This is a genomic window from Pseudoclavibacter sp. JAI123, assembly GCF_013409665.1.
Lineage (GTDB): Bacteria > Actinomycetota > Actinomycetes > Actinomycetales > Microbacteriaceae > Pseudoclavibacter.
The window spans coordinates 647897-670027 of the sequence record NZ_JACCCM010000001.1 but is presented as its reverse complement, the minus strand read 5'-3'; the positions used below and the strand labels follow the sequence as shown (position 1 = coordinate 670027).

Sequence of the window (22131 nt, the reverse complement as noted above, 5' to 3'; positions counted from 1 at the left end):
TTCAGAGGTGAGGGCCCGAGGCAGCAAGCGTCGGCGGCTCGGGAGCTGTCAATCTCGCGTCGTGATGACCAGCGTCGCGATGGTCGTCATCATCACGAGCTGCGCCTCCCTGATCATCTTCCCGAGCTCACCCGCGACGGCGGCCGAGTCGATGAGCTCCTCGGCGCGCTTCGAGATGGATGCACGGTCGAGATCCGGGAAGACGCGCGGCAGAACGCGGACCGCGTGGAGGAGCGCGAGGGCCGCGGCAACCCGGTCGGTCTCTCGCGGCTCGACCTCACCTGTGAGCAGTGCCCTGGCCTCAGCCTGGATGGAGTCCTCGAGCTGCGCGTTCTCCCCGCGCGGCCAGCGTTCCGAGAACGTGCCGCCGAGGAACTTCTTCTCCTCGTGGCCGAGCACGCCCGCGTCCACGAACTCCTCGGCGATGCCCTCCTTGAGCTTCGTCGCCTCCGACTTGGGTCCGCCGAAGCCGACGATGAGCTTCACCGCCGAGTCCGGCTTGCGACCGACAGCAGTCTCGACGAGCGCCTCGAGGTCGGCGTCAGCACCAGCCGGGTCGAGCGGCTGACCGACCGCCACGAACGTGCCGGGCTTGGCGTCAGCATCCACCCCCGACTCGGTCTTTGTCGGGCCCGCGATGCGGAGCCGGCCGAGCATGATCAGCTCGACGAGACCCGCCGCCGACAGCACCTGCGCCAGCGCAGACCTGTCGACGAGCGGCCTCCCCGTCTCATCGTCGAGGGCCAGCAGGAACACGGCCTGTGGCACGGTCACGGCAGCGGTTACAGTCTCTTCCCCAGTGGCGTCCATGACCTGACGCTAGGGAACGAGGCTGGAGGTCGCCGCCGAACGCACCTAGGAGTTCTCCATCCAGCAGGCCGCGACGGGGTCGTTCGCTTCGGTGCTCTGCGGCGAGTACTGCTTTCCCTCGTTCTGCTCGAGGTCGGCAACGAACTCCTCGTACGTGGTGTCGGCCGGCACGAGCTCACGGTCGATGAGGCACTGCAGTACGGCACGCTGCATCTCGTCTGGATCCACCGAAGATTGGCCGCCGTTGATGAGTGAGTATGCCTCGTTGATGAACGCAGTGGTCTTCTCGTAACAGTCCAGATCCGCAGCCTGCAGCTCAGAATCCCCTTCGTCGGGGCTTGCTGCCCCTGGATCGGCATCCGTCTGCAAGTAGACCTCGGCACCTTCATACAGCAGTTCGGCGTCGAAACCCTTCTCCTGAAGGCACTGGAGTCTCAGGTTGTTTCCCTCCTTCCAATCTGCCTCGGAGATCTCCCCGGACTCACGAGCGGCCGTGAGCACCTCCGTCTGGAAATCCGATTTCGAGTTCGCCAGGCCCTCATCAAGGAGTTGCTCCAGTGTGAGGGACCCGCCCGTCTGTGTCATGCCCTCGTCAGAGGTGTCCGCCTGCGCGCAACCGGTCAGCGCGACCGCCGCGAGCAGGGCAACCGACGTACACATCAATCGTGCGTGTGAAATGACCATCTGTCTCTCCCCGTCAATGGATGTTCGGAAGCGGGGCCCCGCGTTGAGGTCGCGGGGCCCCGCCTGCACTAGACCGCCCTCGGCGCTACCAGACCTTGCCCTGCGAGTACCAGTGCGAACCGGCCTTGTACGACACCGAGACCCAGCCGCGGTACTTGGTCGCCGTCACCGACTTCCCCTTTCCGCTGACGATGCGTCCGACAGAGGCCTGCGCATAGCCGCAGCCGTTGCTCGCGTAGGCGTAACCGGGCCGCGCCGAGACCGACCCGCAGACCGCCGCCTCCGCTTCCGGCGCAGCTGCGACCTGCGCGACCGCGACCCCTCCGGTTGCGAGCGCTCCGGCGAGCAGCAGCGTGCCGAGCTTGCGTCCGACCTTGTTCTTCAGTGTGATGGTGGACATCTTCGTCCCCTTTCTGTGTTCCGACGCCTCCCCCTTGGCGGCGCCGACCCGCGCTGACCGGTACCGTCAACGACCCTTGAAGTACGAGAACAGCCGTCGTTCTCGCACCAGCAGGGCCGCCGCCAGCGTTCCGAGGATCGCCCCGGAGACGGTCAGCGCGGGAGTCAAAGCGGCGGTCGCGGCGACCGGAATGAGGTCACTCGCCGCCAGGTTCTGTGTCAGCAGGGCGATCGCAGGGAATGCCACCAATGCCCCGGCACACGACCACGCGAGCGCCTCAAGCAGGAGCGTCACCGTCTGGTCGCTTCGTTGCACCCCGACGTGAAAGGCCGAAGCGATCTCGAGCCGCCGCAGCCAGACGGCCCCGAAGCCGACCATCGCGCCGATGCCGAAGCCCGCGAGCGGGAACGCGCCAGTCGACCTACCGGCGAACGCAGACTCCGGGTTGACCGGCTTCCCCAGCTGCAGGTTGTGCTGGCTCAGCTGCGGCCCCGTGTCAGGCAGATTCGAGTCGGCCGCGATGGCCGTGTAGAGCAGGTCGGTGGTTGCCTGCGAGACCGGGAAGGCGTCGATCCAGCACTCATCGAACTTGGAGTCAGGCGCGATCGGCGCGATCGCCGCGTACCCCATTCCGGTCGTGCGCCCGTCGTCCGGGTACTCGTACGTCCCGCCGAGGGTCGTTGGCCCGTCGGCTGTCTGGATCGGGTCACCCAGCGTGAGACCGAGCGTCTCGACGACCGCGATCGGCATGAGCAGCCCCGGCTCCGTGCCTCCCGTCGCGGCGGGGAGCATCGTCGCGAAGCCCGGTGACGACTCGAAGTAGGTGAGCGGGTTCTGCGGGATGCTCGCCACGCGGAGCGGCGTTTCGCGCTCGGCCAGCGCGCCCGCCGCGCGCACCCCGTCCACCCGGCCGAGTGCGTCGCACGCGCGCCCGTCAATGCTGTCCTCAGCCACCAGGATTGTGATCGATGCGCCACGAGCGCGGAAGTCCTCCGCGGCCCGGATGACGCCGGTCATCTCGGCAGTGTCCAACGCCGCGAGCGTGGCTGAGCCGGCGGCGACAAGCAGCATCAGCAACACCGCGCGACTCGCTCCGGACGACAGGTTTCGGCCAGCCTCCCGCCGCACTTCGCGGAACCGCATCGCGCTCATTGGAACACCCCCAGGTCGATGACGTCCGTGCAGGCGTCTCTCGTGCGGGCGTCGTGCGTGGCGACGACAATGATCGTGCCGTCGGTGGCGATGCGCCCGAGAGCGTCGCTGACGGAAGCTGCCGTGCGCAGGTCGAGCTGGGCCGTCGGCTCGTCGACCAGGAGCAGGTCGGGGGCGGCGGCGATGCCGCGTGCGAGCATGAGCCGCTGCCCCTCGCCTCCGGAGAGAGCCCTGAACTGGCGATCGGCCGCGTGTCCCAGGCCGAAGCGTTCGAGCAGTTCCCGAGCGCGAACATCCGCACGTGTTCTTGTCTCCCCCCGTGCGACGAACGCAAGCGCCACGTGGTCGAGCGCCGTCCTCCGCGCAACGCCGTGCGGGTTCTGAAACACCCAGCCGATCCGCTCCACGCCGACACGCGTGATGTTGCCGAGCACGGGTGGGATCCAGCCGGCGAGCATCCCAAGCAGCGTCGACTTGCCTGATCCGGACGGGCCCGTGAGCGCGTAGACATGGCCAGGGTCGAGGCGCGCGGAGACGTTCTCGAAAAGCAGCGGATGGCCGGGGTAACGATGTCCGACGTCGGCGAGCGTCACGAACATGCCAGGTCCTTCTTCGCGACGGCCTTGACGGCCGCGGCTGTCGGCGGCTCCGGGAACGAGACGTAGGTGCGACCGAGCTTCGAGGACACGACGGCCACCTGGAGCGACCCGCCGTCCGGCGTCGCGACGCATCCACCTGTTTCGCTGGTCATCGCGACCGCGGCCGGGGGGACCGCGTAGACGGTGGTCGCACCGACCAGCACGAGCTCGGCTTGGATGCTCGCATCGTCAGGGCTCGCCGCGTACTTCGCCAACGCATTCGTGCCGGCCAGCACGGAGAGCCCTTCAGGCGTCACGGCTCCCGCCTCGTCGATCGCGACGTCGACGCCCTCAAGCGTCAGCTTTCGCGCACCGGGCACGAGGTCTGTCGGGTAGCTCTTCACGGAGGCCGATAGGAGTGGGTTCGCGAGGTCGACAAGAGCCTCGCCCTGCGCGGCTGTCTGTCCGAGCGGGACCGGGCAGGACTGCACCGAGATCGTCGCCGAGGGGAGCCAGAGCACCTGTGCGAGTGCCAGCTCGCCTTGCTTGGTGTCGCCGTACACCGACTCGACGAGGTCGTCCCAGGCAGACCACGTCTGCCAGTCGAAGGTGTCAGTCTCGGACACGTCGTAGCCGAGGCCCGCAAGCGCCACCTGCAGTGCGGTGACGTCGGGACCCTTGAGGCCATAGCTGAGGTCCCGCCAGAGCGGCGTGGACGTGTGGAGACTCACGAGCGGAGTCTCGCCGACCTTGAAGGAGCTCCCCCCTGAGACGAGGTCGCCGCCTGCAATGCAGGACGAGTCGGTCAGCGTGCCGCTCGTCGGTGACGGCAAGGAGGCGTCGTCACCCAGCTGTGCAGTCAGCTCCACGGCTCGTGCGTCGGTCAGTTCCTCGGCCACGAGTTGCACTTCTGAAGGCACGGAGGCGGTTGCGAGTCCGGGCGGGGTGGGGCGGAAGACGGAGAAGGCGACGAGGGATGCGGCTACCGCCAGCGTGGCGACGATGACCAGCGCGACGGTGGCAGAGAAGCCCCGGCGCCGGGCAGGCCGGTCGCTGTCCGACACAACGCTGACCACGTCTTCGTTGCCAGGCTGCGCGTGCTTCACCCTGCCACCCCTCGATCCGAGTCGGGCCACTTTGCGCCGACGCGGATCAATGTAGCGGTGATTCTGGACCGCAACAAACGAAGAAGATCCATTCTCATGGATTCCGTCTAAGCGGCGTTCCCTCGGCCAGATTGATGGAGATTTTCAGCGTTCATAGCCAGGCTGTCCACGGCCCCTACGAGAACTTCCGACCCTCGTCTCGCTTGTAGAAGAACACCGCGAGGAAGCCGAGGACGGCCGTCCACGCCAGGAGGCAGAAGAGCGCCCACATCGGGAACTGCCCGCCGGAGACCACCGCGATGACCACCTCGCGCGCCTGCCGCACGGGCAGCACCTTCGAGGCGGCATCCAGCCAGCCGGGGAACATCATGGGCGGCAGGAACAGGCCACCTCCGAAGGCGAGCAGGAACATGAGCACCTGCGTGATCGCGATCGCCGCCTTCGGCCCCGCGGTCGTGCCGACGATCGCGCCGATGAGGGCGGACGGAACCGCCGTGAGCACCACCGCGATGAGGCCGAACACCACCTGCATGAGGGTCGGGGCGGCCGCCGTGAAGAGCCCGCCGACGATGAGCAGCGGCACGATCGAGACGACCGCCATCACGAGCGTCCCGATGACAAGCCCCGCGATGCGCGCGGACGGCTTCCCCGGCAGGGTGCGCAGGTACGGCACCCACGGCTTCGAGCGCTGCTCAGCCAGGTCGAGGCCGAGGCTGAAGAGCCCGTTGGTCATGAAGGCGAACACGACCATCGACGCGACGGCCTGCGTGGCGATCACCGGATCCTCGGCGATCGCGCGCTGCGGCAGCACGAAGAAGCAGAACGCGAGCGTCGGGAAGACGAGCGACCCGATGACGGCGATCGGCACGCGCGCCGTCTCGATGAGCGAGTACTTCACGTGCGTGGCGATGAGTGCTGCAGTGGACATGGTCCTCAACGCCCGTTCTGTGCGCTCTTGACGGCGGGCGAGGCCTCGTCGTTCTGCGTCATGGCGAGGAAGGCTTCCTCGAGCGTCGCCCCGCGCACCGTCAGGTCCGTGAAGGGCGCGCCGGATGCGACGAGCGAGCGGATGAACGCGTCCGAGTCGCGCACGAGCGCGGTCACGAGCCCCGCATCCGCTGCCTCGGTCAGGGCGTCGGCGTCGATGGCCTGGATGCGGGCCGCATCGACGCCCCGCATCGTGACCCTGCGGCGGGAGACGCTGCCGACCACCGAGGCGAGGCTGCCGTCCGTGATGACGCTGCCATGGTCGATGACGACGACCCGCTCGGCGAGCTGCTCGATCTCCTCGAGGTGGTGGCTCGTGACGATGACGGCGCAGCCGGCGCGGTGCTTGGCGCGGAGCGCGTCCCAGAGGCTGCGACGCGCGTCGACGTCGAGGCCCGTCGTCGGCTCGTCGAGGAGCACGAGGTCGGGGTCGCCGACGAACGAGAGCGCCACGGCGAGACGCCGCTGCTGCCCGCCGGAGAGCGAGCCGCACTGCTTGCCGAGCAGCGGGCCCAGGTCGAACGCATCCACCAGCTCGTTCCTGGCCGCGGGCTGCGGGTAGTGGGCCGCAACGTAGTCGAGCACCTCCGCAACCTTGAGCGCCTCCGGCAGCGCGCTGGCCTGCGGCGTCGACCCCACTCGGATGCGCGTGCGGACGTCGAGCGGGTCGCCGCCGAAGAGTCGCACCGTGCCGGTCGTCGGCGAGCGCAGCCCGAGCAGGAGCGACAGCAGCGTCGTCTTGCCCGCGCCGTTCGGCCCGAGCAGGCCGACGCACTCACCGGCGGTGACGTTCAGCGAGACTCCGTCGAGGGCCGCCTGCTGGCCGAATCGTTTGACCACTTCGTCGACCTCGACGATCGTGGAAGGCCGCGCACTGGCGAGCCGGGCGTTGGCGGGCTGGGCGTTCATGTCATCCCCCGAGGAGTTTCAGGAGCGCCGTCCGGTAGCTGCGAAACGCGGCTCGACCGGCGGGGCTGATGGTCAGATACGTGACGGGCTTGCGGCCCGCGAAGGCCTTGTCGATGACGACGTAGCCGGCGTCCTCGAGCTTCGAGAGGTGCGTCGTGAGGTTGCCCGCCGTCATGTCGAGGAGGCTGCGCAGCTTCGAGAACGTCATCTCGTCGCCGTCGTCGAGGCTCTCGGCGAGGGTCGTCATGATGCGCAGTCGGGCGGGCGCGTGGATGATCGGGTCGAACTCGGCGCTCGGGTCGCTCATGCGTGCACCTCGCCCCGCGGAGTGGTCTCGCGCAGGGGCGGCTCGCTCGAGATGACCCCCGTGCGTAGCAGCACGATGAAGGCGATGAAGATGAGCGGGCCCGCCGTGCCGTAGACGAGGTAGTGGGTGGGCGCGCCCAGCGCGGTGGCGACGACGGCGAGCACGATGACGGCGACCCCGAGCGCGAACTGGGCCCCGGAGCGGGACATCGCGGCGCCCGCCATGTAGAGCACGCCGATCGTGACGACGAAGATGCCGGGCATGAGCAGCGGCGCGAGGGCCGGGTCCGGGACCTGACGCAGCAGCGACGCCGCGAAGAACCAGGCGCCCATCATCGAGATCGACCACGAGAAGCCGTAGAGCGTGCCCGCGGTGTTGCTGCGGCCGCGCATCCCACGCCCCATCGAGACGCCGGAGACCACGGACACGATGACGCCGACGATCATCGCCACCCCGAAGATGATGAAGGCCGTGGCGGTGGGGATGCGCACGATCGGGCTCGCTCCCCCATCCTCGGCACTCCAGAGCGCCTGGAAGCCGACGAACCAGGCGACCGCCCACGTGCCGAGGAGGATGTACAGCGCCCGGTCGAGCCGGGTGCGCGTCGTGCGTTGCTGGTCGCGCATGAGGGCGAGCATCTCGCTCGGCGCGAGGGCACGGTCGTCGTCGCTCGCCTGCGGGATGCTGCCATCGGCGGGGGTCCGGCGTTCGTTGGTGTCCATGCAAACCAGTTTGCGCTACAAACTACTTTGCGTCAATGTCGAGCGCTGGCGTGCGCATGCGAGTTCCCTGAGAGCCCCGGGCGATAGCCTTGACCCCATGCGCATCGCCACCTGGAACGTCAACTCCATCCGCGCCCGCTCGGGACGAGTCATCGACTGGATGGTGCGTGCCGACATCGACGTGCTCGCGATGCAGGAGATCAAGTGCAAGCCCGAGCAGTTCCCCCGCGAGGTGTTCGAAGAGGCTGGGTACGAGCTCGAGATCCACGGCCTCAGCCAGTGGAATGGCGTCGCCTTCGCGAGCCGCCTCCCCATGAGCGACCCCGAGATCACGTTCGCCGACATGCCAGGCTTCGGCAAGCCCACGCCGGAGGGCACGCTTCCGCTCGAAGCCCGCGCCCTCGGCGTCACCGTCGAGGACGTTCGCCTCTGGTCGCTCTACGTGCCGAACGGCCGCGAGCTCACCAACGACCACTACCCGTACAAGCTCGCCTGGCTGAAGGCGCTGCTCGCCGACATGACCGCGTGGCGGCAGGCGCATCCAGACACCCCGCTTGCACTCATGGGCGACTTCAACATCGCTCCCCTCGACATCGACGTCTGGGACCTGGCCGCGTTCGTCGACTCGACCCACGTGTCGGCACCCGAGCGTGCCGCGTTCGAGGCATTCCTCGAGGCCGGCTTCGTCGACACCGTGCGATCGCGCGGCGTCGAGGGCTACACCTACTGGGACTACAAGTCGCTTCGATTCCCCCGCAACGAGGGCATGCGCATCGACTTCATCCTCGGCACCCCGGAGTTCGACGACCTCGTCGTGGATGCGTCCATCGAACGCGACGAGCGCAAGGGCGACGGCCCGAGCGACCACGTGCCCGTCGTCGTGGAGCTCGACCTCGAGACCTCCCTCGACGACGACCGCCCGATGATCTTCTAGGCGTCGACGAAGCGGATGCGACAGCACCTCGCATCCACCACCCCCGGTTTCTGACCGACCGCGCTCCGACTTCGGGATGGCAACCTCACTTCGTTGCGGGAAACTTCCCAGCACGAAGCGAGTTCTCCATCCCGAGAATGCGGGCGGATGCGGCGGCAGCCCGATCCGCGCCCGCTCTCGGACACGCGTGCCGCGTGGGCAGGAGCATGCGAGGGCGCTCAGCCTTCCGGCAGCTCGAACTCCTGCGCCTCGTCCCACGGCTCGGTCCAGCCCAGGCGGTCGAAGATGCCGTCGAGCAGCATCGCCGTGAAGCCCCAGACGAGGTGCTCGCCGCTGTCGTCGCGCACCAGGAAACCTGGGCCGCGCCACTCCTCGCCGTCGCGGCGCAGCACGGTGACGCCGCGGTTCGCGGGGTTCAGCAGGTCGGCGACGGGGGCGCGGAACACCGCAGCTGACTCCGCCTCGTCGACGACCCCGACGGCGGAGGTGCGCCGCCACCAGGCGAGCACCGGCGTCACGAGGTGGCGGGAGTACGTGAGTGGCACGGGCTCGAGGGGGCCGAGCACGTCGATGCCGTCGGCGTCGAGCCCCGTCTCTTCGACGGCTTCGCGGATGGCCGCGGCAACCGCGTCGCGGTCCTCCGGGTCGACGCGTCCGCCCGGGAACGCGACCTGTCCAGGATGCGAGCGCAGCGTCGACGCGCGCGCGAGCAGCAGCACGTCGAGGTCACGAGACACGGCCCCCGACTGGGCGTCGCGGTCGCTTGGGAGCGAGTCGAGCATCCCGAAGAGGATGAGCACGGCCGCAGATCGCGAGACGCGCACGAGCCGCTCATCCACGGGCGACAGCGGCACGGCGGGCTCGAGGCCCGCAGCCGCGCACTCGGCGAGCTCGGTCAGCTGCGCACGCGCGGCCTTCGTCGTTGGTTCGGGATGCACGGCTTCAGCGTACGCGGGGTCGCCAGCGCGACCGCCGACATCCACGAGTCACCCCAAAGGGTCGTCAGTGCGCATGCATGGCGACCATCTGGGGCGACTCACGAGCGCGAGCTGCTAGAGCGCCCCGCCGGCCGCGGCAGGAGCATCCGCGTCCTGGCCGCTGTCGCCGACGGTCTCGCGGGCGATGAAGTTCTCGATGTCGAAGAGGTTGTCGCCGGCGCGCTTCGCGATCGTGACGAGCGTCGACATGGAGGCGACCTCCTCGACCTGCTCCTTCAGGAACCAGAGCATCGCCTGCTCGCCGATCGCGTCGCCATCCGCACGTGCCGCGCGGAACAGCGCCTCGATCTGCGACGTCACCTCCCGCTCCTGCTCGAGCGCGAGCTCGATGGGCTCGACGACGTTCGCGAACTCGGTCCTGGGGGCGGCGACGCCGGGAATCGTGACGCCGAGGTCGCGGTCGAGGCGGTACTGCACGAGCATCATCGCGTGATTGCGCTCCTCGACCGACTGCTGGTAGAAGTGCGCCGCCAGCTGCGGGAGGTCGTGGTTGTCGAACCACACGGCGATCGCGATGTACTGCTGCGATGCCGAGAACTCGTTGCCGATCTGGGCGGTCAGAAGGTCATTGAACGAAGAAGAAGTCACGCCGCAACGCTACTCCCGGCGTGTTTCGCGTGGCGGTCAAGTTTCGTTGCCGCGCGGATCGTCCACGTGACCAGCGCGACACCGGTCGCGACCACGAACGGGATGCAGGCTGCACCGAACGCGTCCCCGATGATCGCGCCGGTGCTCCCCCAGTACTTGGTCTGATCCGCATCCACGCCGATGCCGGCGACGATGCTGTCCACGATGACGGCGACGCTGAGCGTCGCACAGCCCACCGCGACCAGCACCGCGAGCGCGGCGACCCACGGCAGCGACGCTCGCAGCCGCATCCGCTCACCCCTCGACACCGCGCGCCGGAAGCTGAGGCTGATCGCCCGAGCAACGTCGAGCGTCAGCCAGACCCCCAGCACCAGCGCGGCAGCGATGCTCGCCACGGCGATCGGGATGAGCGTGCCGGCGAGTCGGGCGCCCTCGGCCGAGTCGCGATCGACGTCGGATGCGGCCGCCGCCCCTGGGAAGATCAGCAGCATGTAGGCAAGGAACCCGGCGATGACCGCGAGCAGCCCGGCCCTGATCGCCGCGCGCAGAACCCAGCCACGCTCTGCCCCTGCGCTCGCGCTCGTCATGCCGCAACGCTAGGGGCAAGGCGCACCCAACACCAAACGATGCCAGGCGTCCGGCTCGCCAACGCTCGAAAGCTAGGCTTGAACGAAACCCCGGAGGCTGCATGAGCGACGCACACGACCACGACGAGATCGGCGTGGGTTCGGTGGACCGCGAGGTCGACCCGGCCACGGTCGGCCCGCAGCCGGGCGACCTCGAGCGGGCCATCGCAGCCCAGGTGCGCGCGTACCGGCTCGCGACCGGCCTGTCCGTCGCCGAGATGGCCGAGAAGGTGGGCATCTCGAAGGCCATGCTGTCGAAGATCGAGAACGCCCTCACCTCCTGCAGCCTCACCACGCTCGGCCGCCTCGCGCACGGCCTCGACGTGCCCGTCACGGCGCTCTTCCGCGGCGTCGACTCCGACCGCGAAGCCGTCTACGTGCCAGCCGGCCACGGCGCGCAGATCGTGCGCCGCGGCTCCCGATCCGGCCACCTCTACGAGCTCCTCGGCGCCCTGCGCGGGCAGCACAAGCGCATGGAGGCCGTGCTTGTGACCCTCACCGAGGCGAGCGAGGTCTTCCCGCTGTTCCAGCATCCAGGCACCGAGCTGCTCTACATGCTCGAAGGCCGCATGGCCTACGGGCACGGGGATGCGCGCTACGAGATGGGCCCGGGCGACACCCTCCAGTTCGACGGCGAGGGCCCCCACGGGCCGGAAGAGCTCATCGAGCTGCCCGCCCGCTTCCTGTCGGTCACCGCGTACGGAGACCGCGCCGAAGGCTGAGGCGCGCCACGAATCGGCCTGAGGCTCGGATGCTAGCTTGGCGCGCACGACGACTCGCGCACCAGCCAGGGGGATCCATGGAACAGCCCGACCGCATCCACGACGCCGACGACACCGGCGCCGACCACGCCAGTGAGCCGCAGCCGCTGCTCGCAGAAGACCTCTTGCTGCTGCTCTTCAACCCGGACGACGGCACCATCGGCGGCGAAGGCACCCTCTTCTACGTGCTCGGCGGGGCGGTGCTCACTGAGTTGGCCTTGAACGACCAGATCGGAATCGAGCAGGCGGGGCTTCGCGGCACGCGTGTGCTCTCGGTCGGCGATGCGGCGCCCGAGGACGAGATTCTGCGGTCGGCCTGGGAGTACTCGCGGGAGAAGCGGCGCGAGGTGCAGGGCATGCTCGCCGCTATCGGGCCGAACCTCCGCGGCCAGCTGCTCGAGAGCCTCATCTTCCGCGGCGACCTCACCCGCAAGCAGGGCAAGACCTTCGGGTTCATCCCGAAGACGACGCTCAGCTTGGGCGATACGGGACGCCGTGCCACGCTCATGAGCCGCGTGCAGTCCGTGCTCATCGACGGCGCGGAACCCGACGCGCGAACCGCTGCCCTCGCGGCGCTCATCTCCGCGAGCGGGTCGATGCCGACGCTGCACCGGGAGATCCCCTGGGAGACCGACGTCATCAACCGCGCCAAGGCCCTCGAGCAAGGTGACTGGGGAGCCACCGCGGCCAGTTCGGCCGTCTCCCGCACCTTGAACGCCATCACGATCAACGCTGCAGTCGCGGCGAGCGTCGCCGCCAACGCGGCGAACAACTAGGTCACGGGCGCCGCGGCCCGCCTGACAGCGCTTTCGGGATGCGCGCAGGAGCGGGTGCTGCGGCCGGCTTCAGGCGTTCCCGGCGGCGCTTGATGACGATCGACAGCGTCGTGAGGGCGAGGGCCGCGACGAGCCAGACGGTGAGCATCCCGTACGCCTCCCCGATCCCGATCGACCCGCCGGCGACGAGCGAACGGAACGCCGTGACGGCGTAGTTCAGCGGCAGCCACGAGTGGATGAGCTGGAAGAACGCGGGTGCCGTCTCGACCGGGTAGGTGCCGCCGGCTGAGGAGAGCTGGAGCACGATCATGATGAGCGCGAGGAAGCGTCCGGGAGGGCCGAGGAGCGCGTTGAAGGCCTGGTTGACGGCGACGAACGTGACGCTCGTGAGCAGCGCCAGCGCGATGAGGCCGAGCATGTCGGCGGGTTCGAGCCCGAGCCCGAAGCGGACGATCGTGAGCATGAGCAGGCTCTGCGCGGCGCCGAGCATCGCGCCGGGCGCGAAGCTGCGCAGCGCCACGACGATCGCGGGCTGACGGCCGAGCACAACACGCTCGCGCAGCGGCGGGAACATCAGGTAGAAGGCGAGCGCGCCGACCCAGAGGCCGAGCGTCATGAAGTAGGGCGCGAGACCGTAGCCGTACGCGGGCACCTCGTTGAGTCGGGTCTTCGTGATCTCCACTGGCGTCGACGTGACGCCGGCGAGGTGGTCGGCCTGTGCATCCGTGTAGCTCGGGATGTCGGAGACCCCGTCGTCGAGGCCATCCGCGAGCGTCTTGCTGCCGTCGGCGAGCTGCGTGATGCCGTCGTTCAGCTCGGCGCCGCCCGACTCGGCGTCGGCGGTTCCGTCGGCGAGGGTTGTCGCACCCGACGAGAGCTCGGAGGCACCCGACGCGAGCTTCGGCGTCGACTGCGCGAGGGTGGATGCGCCGTCCGCGAGTGTCTGCGTGCCCGTCGCGAGCGAGGATGCGCCGTCGGCGAGCGACTGGGTGCCGGTCGCCAGCGTCGACGTTCCGTCGGCGAGCGACTGGGTGCCCGTCGCGAGCGTGGAAGCGCCGGTGGAGAGCTGCTGGGTTCCGGAGGCGAGTTCCGCCGACTTCGTCGAAACGGTCGAGACCGCTGCAACGAGCTCGTCGACCTTGCCGCTGAGCGGTGAGACGCCGTCGGAGAGCTGGGTGGCGCCAGCGGCGAGTTCGGTCGACTTCGCTTGGAGGTAGCTCAGCCCGGTCCCCGCGGCGGCGTCACCGACGAGCGCGGATGTCCCGGCGCTCAGTTCGCCGGCCTTCGCACCGAGGGACTGTCCAGCAGTGGAGAGCTGCGTCAGCAGTTCCTTGCGTTGGGCATCGGACAGCGAGTCGTAGTCGGCAAGCAGCGAATCGATGCCGCCTGAGAGGTCCCCTGCACCAGCGACGAGGGCAGTGGTGCCGTCGTCGAGGCCCCTGCTCGCTCCGAGGGCCGTCTCGAGGCCACCGGCGAGAGCCGCCGCTCCAGCGTCGAGAGTCGTCGCCCCTTCCGTGAGCGTCGTGACGCTCGCAGGCAGGTCGCTCGTCTTGGAGTTCAACTCCGCGAGCCCAGCGCTGAGGAGCTGCGCACCGGAGCTCGCCTCTGCGAGCTTCGTGCTCAGCTCCTGTGCACCCGTGTTCGCGGTCGCAGCGCCCGCGCTGAGCTGCTGCGCGCCCGCGTTGGCGTCCGCGGCGCCGGAGCTGAGCGTCTGTGCACCCGAGTTGGCGGTGACGAGACCGGCGTTGAGCTGCTGCACGCCCGCATCCACCTGAGCCGCGCCGTCGGCGAGCGTCGCGCTGCCGTCGGCGAGGGTGAGCCCGCCCTCGCGCAGCTGGCCGAGCCCGACGACGAGCTGGCCAGAGCCGGTGCGCGCCTGCTCGGCGCCGTCGTTGAGCTCGGTCGCGCCGTCGGCAGCCTCGGAGACGCTCTCGTGGATGTCGGTGAAGCCCACGTAGACGTTGCGGAGGTACTCGTCGGAGACCTCTGTCGCCAGCTCGTCGGCGACCGTCGTGCCGACCGTCGATGCGATGTTGCCGACGATGATGTTCGCCCCGTCGTTCGTGGTGATGGAGAGGCGAGCGATGGCCGCGTCCAGGGGGTCGTCACCACCTGCCGAGACGGCCGCCGCAGAGAAGCCCGCCGGGATATCGAGCACGGCGAGCACCTTGCCCGACTCGAGCTCGCTCTGCGCCTCATCAGCCGACATCTCGTGCCAGCTGAAGTTGTTCGACTCGGTGCTGTCGACGAGCTTCTCGGTGAGCGTCGCGCCGAGATCGACGGGTTCGGCCGGCTCCCCCTCGGTGGTCGTCGCGGGGGTCGCCGCCTGGTCGCTGTTCACGATGGCCGCGTTGATGTGGTCGAGGCGGTGCGTCGGGTCCTCGTTCGACCAGATCAGCGAGCCCGCGTAGATGAGGGGAATGAGCGCGATGCCGACGATGACGATGAGCGTCCGCCGGCGCGAGCGCACGAAGGCGGGAAGTGAGAAGGAACGCATGTGGGTGTGAAGTCCTATGAGCGAACGTGCTCGGCGCGGAGGGCGTCAAGCTCGGCGACAGTCGCGCCGGAGGATGCGAGGAGCAGGGACGAGAGGCGCTCGACGAGTTCATCGGTGGATGCGCGAGCAGCGGTCGAGGAGTCGGCGGTCGAGGTCGTGTCCGCTTCGATTGTGACGTCGGCATCAGCGAAGAGCCACCGCGTGACGTGCCACATCGCGCCGGCCGCGAGGAACTCGGCGCGGTCCTGCGGGGTGTCGGGGCCTGGGCGCCGGCGGATGACCGGGCCGAGCGGCGACGACTCGAGGAGCCTCGTGGCGAGGTAGGCGATCACGTCGCCCGTGAGGAGGCCGAAGCTGCTCTCGAGGGCCGAGCGGTAGAAGGGAGCGTCTGCGTCGAGCTCGCGGAGGAGCGCGCGAAGCGTGCCGCGCACGAAGGTCGGCCACGACGGGTCGTCGCCGACGCTCGGAATCCGATCGAAGGCCGATTGCAGGCGGCGGAGGGCGGCCTCGCGGATGAGCGCCGCCGTGTCGTCGAAGTGCTTGTAGAACGTGGGACGACTGACTCCGGCCCGACCGACGATGTCGGTGATGCTCAGCTGAGCTGCGTCACGCCCCTCATCAAGCAGTTCGACGACGGCAGCGATGAGCGCCGCCCGTGAACGGACGAACCTCGCATCTTCCTGGATCACGGCACTCCTCGCTCGTAACTAATTTACATATGTAAATTAGCACGATCGTGCGAGATCACAACAGGGTCAGTTCGAGGCGCAGTGGGGCGCGGCAGCGCTCAGCAAACTCCCCCGTGACCAACCTCAGTGCAGAAACGGGCCGTTCCGCGCGCCAGGGCTCGAATCGCGTCCAGCCCCGCGCCTACCGCAGCACGCGTCGCGTGAAGTCGTTCGCGAAGACGCCGTTCGGGTCGTAGCGCCCGACGAGCTTCCGGAAGTCGCCGATGCGCGGGTACCGCTCGGCGACGTCGATCCGCTCGTCGAAGACCTTGCCCCAGTGCGGGCGACCGCCGAGTGGCTCGAAGATCTCGTCGAGCAGCGGCAGCAGCTCGGCGACCTCCGGGTCCTGCTTCCATGTGAAGTGCAGGCCGACGACGTCGTTGCCGTGCATGGGGCTCAGCCAGAGAGAGTCGCGCGCGACCGTGCGCACCTCGTTGACGAGCAGGTGGGGGCGGATGCGGTCGGCGATGCCCGCGAGCGCGAGCAGCGCATCCTGCGCCCGGAGCCGCGGGATGAGGTACTCGCTCTGCAGCTCGGCCCCGTTGGACGGCTGGAACTCGAGCTTGAAGTGCGGGAGCCGCTCGTACCAGGGGCCGGCGACGCCGAACTGCTCGCTGCAGGCCACGGCGGAGATGCCACGGATGGGGTGCAGCGCCTCGGTCGCGGGCGCGGCCCCGTAGAAGTCGCCCGGCGCGAGCTCGCTCGCGAGCTGCTTCACCCACACCTGGTCGATGACCTCGGGCTCCGCCCACGTCGTGAAGGCGCTCACGCTGTAGCCGGCGCCCGTGATCTCGTCGAAGTTCTCGAGCAGTGCCGTGAACGGCAGGTTCTCGAAGACCCGCTGCCGCACCTCGAAGTGCGGCACGACGTCGAGGCGGATGCGCGTCACGACCCCGAGGGCACCCAGCGAGACGACCGCCCCGTCGAATCCCTCGTCGCCCCGCTCGAGCACCACCACTTCCCCGTCTCCCGCGACGAACTCGATCGCGGCGACGGCGGCGGCCAGGCTCCGATTGGTGTTTCCGGAACCGTGCGTGCCCGTCGCGACCGCCCCGGCGATCGAGATGTGCGGGAGGGAGGCGAGGTTCGCGAGCGCCAGGCCGTGCTCGGCGAGGTCGATCGCGAGCTCGCCGTAGCGGGTGCCAGCGCCGATCGACACCCACCGCCGGTCCTCGTCGATGCGGAGCGGGCTGCGCAGTCCACGCGTCGACACCTGCACTCCGCTCGTGTCGGCGATCCGGTTGAACGAGTGGCCGCTGCCGAGGGCCCGCACCGACTGACCGGCGGCCACCGCGGCGCGCACCACCTCGCTGACCTCGGCCGTGCTCGTCGGGGCGGCGACGCGCTCCGCCTCGAAGGTGATGTTGCCAGCCCAGTTGGAGGTCACTGCTGTCCTGCTTTCTGCGACGTTGCGAAGTGGATGCACCCGGCGGGGCTCGGCCAGGTTGTCAGGCTCGGAGCTCTACCGCCGTCCACGATACGGGGGGCAGGGTGACCGTCAGCACTCCGTCATCGACACGGGCGGTGTCGTTGGCAACGAGTCCGACCCGCTCCGGGTCCTCGAGCGTGTTCTTGGCGTACACGTCGTCGTCGGCGAGCGTCTGCGCATCCACGACCCTTGCCCCGCCCAGCGCGGCGATGTCGATCGTGACGACCGCCTCCTCGTCGCGGCTGCGGTTGACGAGGAACAGCGCCGTCGAGCCGGTCTCGGCATCGTGGGTGGCAACGGCGTCCAGGGTCGCGACGGTGCCGTAGACCTCGGTCGTGTGGGTGGGGCTCTCGAGGCGAACCTCGAGCGCCTGCCCCTTGGCGAGGCGCGAGGTGAGGGCGAACGGGAAGTAGGTCGTCTGCTTCCAGGCCGGACCGCCCGGCTCGGTCATGATGGGCGCGATGACGTTGACGAGCTGCGCGAGGGAGGCGCTGGTCACCCGGTCGGCGCGCTTGAGGAGCGAGATCATGAGGTTGCCGAAGACGACCGCGTCGGCCACCGAGTAGACGTCCTCGAGGATGCGCGGGGCGATGGGCCAGTTGTCGACGCCCTCGACCTTGTCGACGTCGTGGTACCGGTCGAGGTACCAGACGTTCCACTCGTCGAACGAGATGTTGATGGTCTTGTCGCTGCCCTTGACGGCCTTGACGTGGTCGGCGGTCGCGATGACCGACTCGATGAAGCCATCCATGTTGACCGCGGAGGCGAGGAAGCTGTCGAGGTCGCCGTTCTTCTCCTCGTAGTAGGCGTGGCAGGAGATGTAGTCGACGTCGTCGTACGTGTGCGTGAGCACGACGCGCTCCCACTCGCCGAAGGTCGGCATCTGCGCGCTCGACGAGCCGCAGGCGACGAGCTCGAGCGTCGGGTCGATCTGGCGCATGGCCTTCGCTGTCTGGGATGCGATCTTGCCGTAGTCGTCCGCCGAGCGGTGGCCGAGCTGCCACGGCCCGTCCATCTCGTTCCCGAGGCACCACATCTTCACGCCGAACGCGTTGGTCCTGCCGTTGGCGATGCGCTGCTCGCTGAGTGCGGTGCCTGCGGGGATGTTGGAGTACTCGAGGAGGTCGAGGGCTTCCAATGTGCCGCGCGTGCCGAGGTTCACGGCGAGCATGAGCTCGCTGTCGACCTTGTCGAGCCAGGTCGCGAACTCGTGCAGTCCGACCTCGTTGGTCTCGGTCGAGTGCCAGGCGAGGTCGAGGCGGCGCGGGCGTTCAGCCTTGGGGCCGACGCTGTCCTCCCAGCGGAAGCCGGAGACGAAGTTGCCACCGGGGTAGCGGATGGCGGAGACGCCGAGCTCCTTGACGAGGTCGATGACGTCGCAGCGGAAGCCGTTCTCGTCTGCCGTCGGGTGGCCTGGCTCGTAGATGCCGTCGTAGACGGCGCGTCCGAGGTGCTCGATGAACGAGCCGAAGACTCGGCGGTTGATGTCGCCGACTGCGAAGTGGGGGTCGATGGTGAGTCGTGCAGTGACCATGGGGTGTTCTGCTGTCTTTCTGTCGAGGGGTGAGAGCTGCGGATGCGCGGGGTTACTTGACTGCGCCGAGCGAGAGGCCGCCCTGCCAGTACTTCTGCAGCGAGAGGAAGGCGATGACAAGCGGCACGATGGAGAGGAAGGCGCCAGTGACGATGAGGTTCCAGACCTGCTCGCCGCCGGCTCCCGCGTTGGAGAGCGCCGTCCAGCTGTTGAGACCGACGGTGACGGGGAGGAGGTTCGGGTCGCTCAGCACGGCGAGCGGCAGGAAGAAGTTGTTCCACGTGCCGACGACGCTGAGGAGCAGGACGGTGACGATCGCGGGGCGCAGCAGTGGCAGCGCGACCTGGAAGAAGATGCGGATCTCCCCCGCCCCGTCGACTCGTGCCGCGTCCAGGATCTCGTCTGGCACCGCATCCTGGGCGTAGATGCGCATGAGGTACACGCCGAACGGGTTCAGCAGCGACGGGAGGATGACCGCCCAGATCGTGTTGACGAGGCCCGCCTCGCTGAGGAGGACGAAGGTCGGGATGACCAAGGCCGTGAGCGGCACCATGACAGCGCCGAGCAGCACGTTGAAGAAGACCGTGCGGCCGCGGAAACGGTACTTCGCGAAGCCGTAGCCGGCGAACACCGCGAGGATCGTCGCCCCGATGCCTCCCGTGAAGGCGTAGAGGAACGAGTTGCCGAGCCAGCGCCAGTAGATGCCGCCCTGGTGGGTGCTGAGCTGCGCGATGTTGTCGAAGAGGTTGAAGCTGTCGTCGAACCAGAGCGGGCCGCCGCTGCCGGTGAAGAGCCCCGCCGTGTCCTTGGTGGACGCCACGATGAGCCACCACAGCGGCATGATGAAGTAGATGACGAATGCGAGCAGCAGGATGTGCGAGAAGGTGCGCTTCGCCTTCGACCCGCCTCTGCGGAGGTCGGCGTTGCGCTGGGCGCGCGCGAAGCTGCGCTGCTGTCGTGGGGTGAGCGTGGAACTCGCCGCGGTCTCCGTGGTCATTTCAGCCCGCTCTGCTTGCGTGTGAGGAAGAGGAAGAAGTAGGAGCCGATGAACACGACGACTCCGAGCGCGAACGAGATCGCCGACGCGTAGTTGAACTGGCTGTAGGAGAAGGCCAGCGAGTAGGCGTACATGTTCGGCGTGTACGACACGGGGATCGCGCCCTGCGCGATGCCGCGGAGCACTTGCGGCTCGGTGAAGAACTGCAGCGTGCCGATCATCGCGAAGATGAGCACCATGACCATCGACGACGAGATCATGGGTACCTTGATGCGCAGCGCCATCTGCAGCGAGGTGACGCCGTCGATGCGGGCCGCCTCGTAGATGGAGCGGTCGATGCCCTGGAGGGCCGCGTAGATGATGATCATGTAGTAGCCGGCCCACTGCCAGGTGACGATGTTCACGAGGCTGCCGAAGATGGCGCTCTGCGCGAGGAAGTCGGGAGCCGCGAGCCCGAAGAGCTCGAACAGGTCACTGGCCGGACCGAAGCGCGGGCTGTAGAGGAAGCCCCACATGAGCGCCCCGATGACGACCGGGATGGCGTACGGCAGGAAGATCATGAGCCGTGAGAACTTCGACGCCCACGTCGTCAGGCTGTCGAGCACCAGCGCGGCGATGAGCGCCACGAGCATCTGCAGCGGGATCATGACGAGCGCGAACTGTCCGACGCGCAGCAGGCCGTCGAGGAAGATCGGGTCGGTGAACGCCTTCGCGTAGTTGTCGAACCACGTGAACGACGTGCCCATCGCGAGCGTCGACGTCTGCAGGCTCATCCAGAACGCGTAGAAGAGCGGCACGATCAGGAACGTCACGAACACGACCGCGAACGGGGCGACGAACAGCCACCCGATGCGCTGCCGACGACGCTCGATGGGGCCGATCACTGCCCGCGGCTTGCGGGGTCTGCCCTGCTTGCGAGGAGGCGGGGCGCTTTCCTGCTCGCCCGGTTCCGCCTCACGTGCACTCGGCACGATCACGGCATTCGGAGTAGCCATTTCGAGTCCTTCTGTCTGTCATCACGCTGTCTGTCATCACGAAGCCGGTGCTGCGGTGGGCGCACTGGAGGAGGCGTCCGGGCATCGGGTCGGCCGCTGTCGCGCGGCGGTCGACGCCGATGCCCGGACGGGGGTCGGCGCTGCCGACTACTCGGTGACGGTGAAGCCCTGCTCCGTGGCGTACTGCACGAGCGACGCCTGCAGGTCGTCCAGCGCCTGGTCAGACGACTTCTGGCCCTGCACCATCGCGTACTGCTGCTCGGTGAGCTGGTCGAAGGCGTAGTTCTGGAACGGGCTGAACGTGAAGCCGGAGTAACCGGCGGCCGCGGGGAGGAAGACCTCCTTGTTGACCTGCTGACCCCCGAAGAACTCTGCTTCGAGCTCGGTGAAGTACTCCGACTCGAGGACCGGGGTGTAGGTCGGGAACAGCGCGCCCTCCTCGATGCCGATCTTCCAGGCCTCTTCCGTGCCGAAGATCTCCATGGCGACGCGGGCGGCGAGCGCCTTGTCGTCGGCCTGCTCCGTGACGGCGAAGGTCGATCCGCCCCAGTTCACGTCGACGGGGTTGGCCGCATCCCACTGCGGGAGCGGGGCCGCGCGCCACTCGGCGGTGCCGTCGGCGTCCGACAGACCCTGCAGGTAGCCGGGACCCCAGGCCGCGGCGAGGTAGACGGCGTAGGTGCCATCGACGAGGCTCGTGTTGTAGTCGGCGGTGAAGGCGTCGTCCGTCGTGACGAGGTCCTTCTTCACCAGGTCGTCCCAGTACGCGAGCACCTCCTTGGCGTTGTCGTCGTTGACGTTGATGCCGACCTCGGTGGGGTTGGTCTTGTCGTAGACGAACGGCTCGGAGCCTGCCTGCGCGAAGAGCGCCTGGTTGAAGGCGCGACCGTTTGTGGGGAAGTTGGCCAGGACTCCGCCGGAACCGGCGTCCTTGAGCTGCTGCGCTGCCGTGGCGAACTCGTCCCATGTCGTCGGCACGGCGATACCCGCCGCGTCGAAGAGGTCCTGGCGGTAGAGCATGCCCATGGGGCCGCTGTCGACCGGGATGGCGTAGACGGCGTCGCCGCTCGTCACATCACTCCAGGCACCCTCCGTGTAGCTGCCGGAGAGGTCGTTCGCACCGAACTCGCTGATGTCCACCAGGGCATCCCGGATCGTGAAGCTCGAGAGCACCTCGCTCTCGAGCATGATCACGTCGGGGGCTCCCGAGCCGGCCTCGATGGCGGTGGAGAACTTCGTGTACTCGTCGTTCCCCTGGCCGGCGTTCGTCCAGCACACCTGAACATCGTCGTGGGTCTGGTTGTACAGGTCGACGACCTGCTCGAACGCGGGGTACCAAGCCCAGACGAGCACCTGCGGGGCGTCCTCGTTCACGATCGTGTTCGTGCACGTGGCGTCCGCAGCAGCGGTGCCACCGCCTCCGCCAGACGAGCATGCGCTCAGCGCGACGGCCGTGAGTGCTGCGGCGCTGATGGCCGTCAGAGTTCTCTTGTTCATGGGGGAGCGAACCTCTCGAGGATGAAACGTCATTGTCATCGCCTCTGCGATTTACAACGTTGTAGGTAAACGTTGTAAATGCGATCCTGCCGAAAGAGATCGACCCTGTCAAGGCC

At 68.4% G+C, this 22131-nt stretch carries 23 protein-coding genes; 3 read left to right on the top strand and 20 right to left on the bottom strand.

Going from position 1 to position 22131, the window contains the following annotated elements:
• Positions 1-48: 48 nt before the first annotated feature.
• The 10 genes from HDC34_RS03255 to HDC34_RS03210 all read right to left on the bottom strand — a co-directional run bounded on the left by HDC34_RS03255 (position 49) and on the right by HDC34_RS03210 (position 7655).
• On the bottom strand, positions 49-774 hold the full coding sequence (locus tag HDC34_RS03255; protein WP_179555831.1) for a GPP34 family phosphoprotein: 726 nt from the start codon (positions 772-774) through the stop codon (positions 49-51).
• Between the two features lie 81 nt (positions 775-855).
• Positions 856-1563 (bottom strand): hypothetical protein, encoded by a 708-nt coding sequence (locus HDC34_RS03250; protein WP_179555830.1) that lies wholly within the window; start codon positions 1561-1563, stop codon positions 856-858.
• A gap of 16 nt (positions 1564-1579) precedes the next feature.
• A complete protein-coding gene (locus HDC34_RS03245) occupies positions 1580-1894 on the bottom strand; it encodes a hypothetical protein (RefSeq protein WP_104310229.1) in 315 nt (104 codons plus the stop codon).
• A gap of 66 nt (positions 1895-1960) precedes the next feature.
• The gene (locus tag HDC34_RS03240) at positions 1961-2911 is read right to left on the bottom strand and encodes a hypothetical protein (protein ID WP_179555829.1); all 951 of its coding nucleotides are present in this window, start codon (positions 2909-2911) and stop codon (positions 1961-1963) included.
• A 131-nt stretch (positions 2912-3042) separates the two neighbouring features.
• Positions 3043-3645: an ATP-binding cassette domain-containing protein gene (locus tag HDC34_RS03235; protein WP_179555828.1), complete on the bottom strand. Its 603-nt coding sequence runs from the start codon at positions 3643-3645 to the stop codon at positions 3043-3045.
• Complete coding sequence (locus HDC34_RS03230; protein ID WP_179555827.1) at positions 3636-4730, bottom strand: peptidoglycan-binding protein; 1095 nt, start codon at positions 4728-4730, stop codon at positions 3636-3638. The genes HDC34_RS03235 and HDC34_RS03230 overlap by 10 nt, the downstream gene beginning before the upstream one ends.
• 175 nt (positions 4731-4905) lie before the next feature.
• Positions 4906-5658 carry an ABC transporter permease gene (locus HDC34_RS03225; RefSeq protein WP_179555826.1) on the bottom strand — a complete coding sequence of 251 codons (753 nt, stop codon included), beginning with the start codon at positions 5656-5658 and terminating at the stop codon, positions 4906-4908.
• Positions 5659-5663: 5 nt separating this feature from the next.
• The gene (locus HDC34_RS03220) at positions 5664-6626 is read right to left on the bottom strand and encodes an ABC transporter ATP-binding protein (protein ID WP_179555825.1); all 963 of its coding nucleotides are present in this window, start codon (positions 6624-6626) and stop codon (positions 5664-5666) included.
• Between the two features lies 1 nt (position 6627).
• On the bottom strand, positions 6628-6933 hold the full coding sequence (locus tag HDC34_RS03215) for a transcriptional regulator (protein WP_104310221.1): 306 nt from the start codon (positions 6931-6933) through the stop codon (positions 6628-6630).
• Positions 6930-7655, bottom strand: a complete 726-nt coding sequence (locus HDC34_RS03210; RefSeq protein ID WP_179555824.1) for a hypothetical protein — start codon at positions 7653-7655, stop codon at positions 6930-6932. Before HDC34_RS03210 ends, HDC34_RS03215 begins: the two co-directional genes overlap by 4 nt.
• Positions 7656-7752: 97 nt before the next feature.
• Here HDC34_RS03210 and HDC34_RS03205 point away from each other — a divergent pair, with 97 nt between their 5' ends.
• Positions 7753-8589 (top strand): exodeoxyribonuclease III, encoded by an 837-nt coding sequence (locus HDC34_RS03205; protein ID WP_179555823.1) that lies wholly within the window; start codon positions 7753-7755, stop codon positions 8587-8589.
• Positions 8590-8807: 218 nt separating this feature from the next.
• Here HDC34_RS03205 and HDC34_RS03200 read toward each other — a convergent pair whose 3' ends face one another.
• From HDC34_RS03200 to HDC34_RS03190, 3 genes are all read right to left on the bottom strand, one after another.
• Positions 8808-9527, bottom strand: coding sequence for a CoA pyrophosphatase (locus HDC34_RS03200; protein WP_374757218.1), 720 nt, complete (start codon positions 9525-9527; stop codon positions 8808-8810).
• A 114-nt stretch (positions 9528-9641) separates the two neighbouring features.
• Entirely contained in the window at positions 9642-10175 is a 534-nt protein-coding gene (locus HDC34_RS03195; RefSeq protein ID WP_104310218.1) for a ferritin, read from the bottom strand.
• Positions 10172-10762, bottom strand: coding sequence for a hypothetical protein (locus HDC34_RS03190; protein ID WP_179555822.1), 591 nt, complete (start codon positions 10760-10762; stop codon positions 10172-10174). Before HDC34_RS03190 ends, HDC34_RS03195 begins: the two co-directional genes overlap by 4 nt.
• Positions 10763-10863: 101 nt before the next feature.
• On the opposite strand from HDC34_RS03190, the gene HDC34_RS03185 reads away from it, so the two are divergent.
• Together HDC34_RS03185 and HDC34_RS03180 are read left to right on the top strand one after the other, a co-directional pair.
• The gene (locus tag HDC34_RS03185; RefSeq protein ID WP_179555821.1) at positions 10864-11523 is read left to right on the top strand and encodes an XRE family transcriptional regulator; all 660 of its coding nucleotides are present in this window, start codon (positions 10864-10866) and stop codon (positions 11521-11523) included.
• A 77-nt stretch (positions 11524-11600) separates the two neighbouring features.
• On the top strand, positions 11601-12338 hold the full coding sequence (locus tag HDC34_RS03180; RefSeq protein ID WP_179555820.1) for a GPP34 family phosphoprotein: 738 nt from the start codon (positions 11601-11603) through the stop codon (positions 12336-12338).
• Between the two features lies 1 nt (position 12339).
• Here the strand turns inward: HDC34_RS03180 and HDC34_RS03175 are convergent, their stop codons facing one another.
• The 7 genes from HDC34_RS03175 to HDC34_RS03145 all read right to left on the bottom strand — a co-directional run bounded on the left by HDC34_RS03175 (position 12340) and on the right by HDC34_RS03145 (position 22015).
• A complete protein-coding gene (locus tag HDC34_RS03175; RefSeq protein WP_179555819.1) occupies positions 12340-14835 on the bottom strand; it encodes a YhgE/Pip domain-containing protein in 2496 nt (831 codons plus the stop codon).
• Positions 14836-14849: 14 nt separating this feature from the next.
• Complete coding sequence (locus HDC34_RS03170; RefSeq protein WP_179555818.1) at positions 14850-15524, bottom strand: TetR/AcrR family transcriptional regulator; 675 nt, start codon at positions 15522-15524, stop codon at positions 14850-14852.
• 181 nt (positions 15525-15705) lie between these two features.
• Positions 15706-16950: an FAD-binding protein gene (locus HDC34_RS03165; protein WP_179555817.1), complete on the bottom strand. Its 1245-nt coding sequence runs from the start codon at positions 16948-16950 to the stop codon at positions 15706-15708.
• 61 nt (positions 16951-17011) lie between these two features.
• On the bottom strand, positions 17012-18526 hold the full coding sequence (locus tag HDC34_RS03160; protein WP_179555816.1) for an alpha-N-arabinofuranosidase: 1515 nt from the start codon (positions 18524-18526) through the stop codon (positions 17012-17014).
• Positions 18527-18578: 52 nt separating this feature from the next.
• Positions 18579-19523: a carbohydrate ABC transporter permease gene (locus HDC34_RS03155; RefSeq protein WP_104310210.1), complete on the bottom strand. Its 945-nt coding sequence runs from the start codon at positions 19521-19523 to the stop codon at positions 18579-18581.
• Entirely contained in the window at positions 19520-20518 is a 999-nt protein-coding gene (locus HDC34_RS03150) for a carbohydrate ABC transporter permease (RefSeq protein ID WP_179555815.1), read from the bottom strand. The genes HDC34_RS03155 and HDC34_RS03150 overlap by 4 nt, the downstream gene beginning before the upstream one ends.
• Before the next feature lie 147 nt (positions 20519-20665).
• Positions 20666-22015 carry an extracellular solute-binding protein gene (locus HDC34_RS03145; protein ID WP_179555814.1) on the bottom strand — a complete coding sequence of 450 codons (1350 nt, stop codon included), beginning with the start codon at positions 22013-22015 and terminating at the stop codon, positions 20666-20668.
• Between the last annotated feature and the right edge of the window lie 116 nt (positions 22016-22131).

Bases quoted from the DNA above. Each gene is read 5' to 3' on its own strand.
- HDC34_RS03245 (WP_104310229.1), bottom strand. From the start codon at position 1,894: ATGTCCACCATCACACTGAAGAACAAGGTCGGACGCAAGCTCGGCACG.
- HDC34_RS03240 (WP_179555829.1), bottom strand. From the start codon at position 2,911: ATGACCGGCGTCATCCGGGCCGCGGAGGACTTCCGCGCTCGTGGCGCA.
- HDC34_RS03235 (WP_179555828.1), bottom strand. From the start codon at position 3,645: ATGTTCGTGACGCTCGCCGACGTCGGACATCGTTACCCCGGCCATCCG.
- HDC34_RS03225 (WP_179555826.1), bottom strand. From the start codon at position 5,658: ATGTCCACTGCAGCACTCATCGCCACGCACGTGAAGTACTCGCTCATC.
- HDC34_RS03220 (WP_179555825.1), bottom strand. From the start codon at position 6,626: ATGAACGCCCAGCCCGCCAACGCCCGGCTCGCCAGTGCGCGGCCTTCC.
- HDC34_RS03215 (WP_104310221.1), bottom strand. From the start codon at position 6,933: ATGAGCGACCCGAGCGCCGAGTTCGACCCGATCATCCACGCGCCCGCC.
- HDC34_RS03210 (WP_179555824.1), bottom strand. From the start codon at position 7,655: ATGGACACCAACGAACGCCGGACCCCCGCCGATGGCAGCATCCCGCAG.
- HDC34_RS03205 (WP_179555823.1), top strand. From the start codon at position 7,753: ATGCGCATCGCCACCTGGAACGTCAACTCCATCCGCGCCCGCTCGGGA.
- HDC34_RS03190 (WP_179555822.1), bottom strand. From the start codon at position 10,762: ATGACGAGCGCGAGCGCAGGGGCAGAGCGTGGCTGGGTTCTGCGCGCG.
- HDC34_RS03185 (WP_179555821.1), top strand. From the start codon at position 10,864: ATGAGCGACGCACACGACCACGACGAGATCGGCGTGGGTTCGGTGGAC.
- HDC34_RS03180 (WP_179555820.1), top strand. From the start codon at position 11,601: ATGGAACAGCCCGACCGCATCCACGACGCCGACGACACCGGCGCCGAC.
- HDC34_RS03175 (WP_179555819.1), bottom strand. From the start codon at position 14,835: ATGCGTTCCTTCTCACTTCCCGCCTTCGTGCGCTCGCGCCGGCGGACG.
- HDC34_RS03160 (WP_179555816.1), bottom strand. From the start codon at position 18,526: ATGGTCACTGCACGACTCACCATCGACCCCCACTTCGCAGTCGGCGAC.
- HDC34_RS03155 (WP_104310210.1), bottom strand. From the start codon at position 19,523: ATGACCACGGAGACCGCGGCGAGTTCCACGCTCACCCCACGACAGCAG.
- HDC34_RS03150 (WP_179555815.1), bottom strand. From the start codon at position 20,518: ATGGCTACTCCGAATGCCGTGATCGTGCCGAGTGCACGTGAGGCGGAA.
- HDC34_RS03145 (WP_179555814.1), bottom strand. From the start codon at position 22,015: ATGAACAAGAGAACTCTGACGGCCATCAGCGCCGCAGCACTCACGGCC.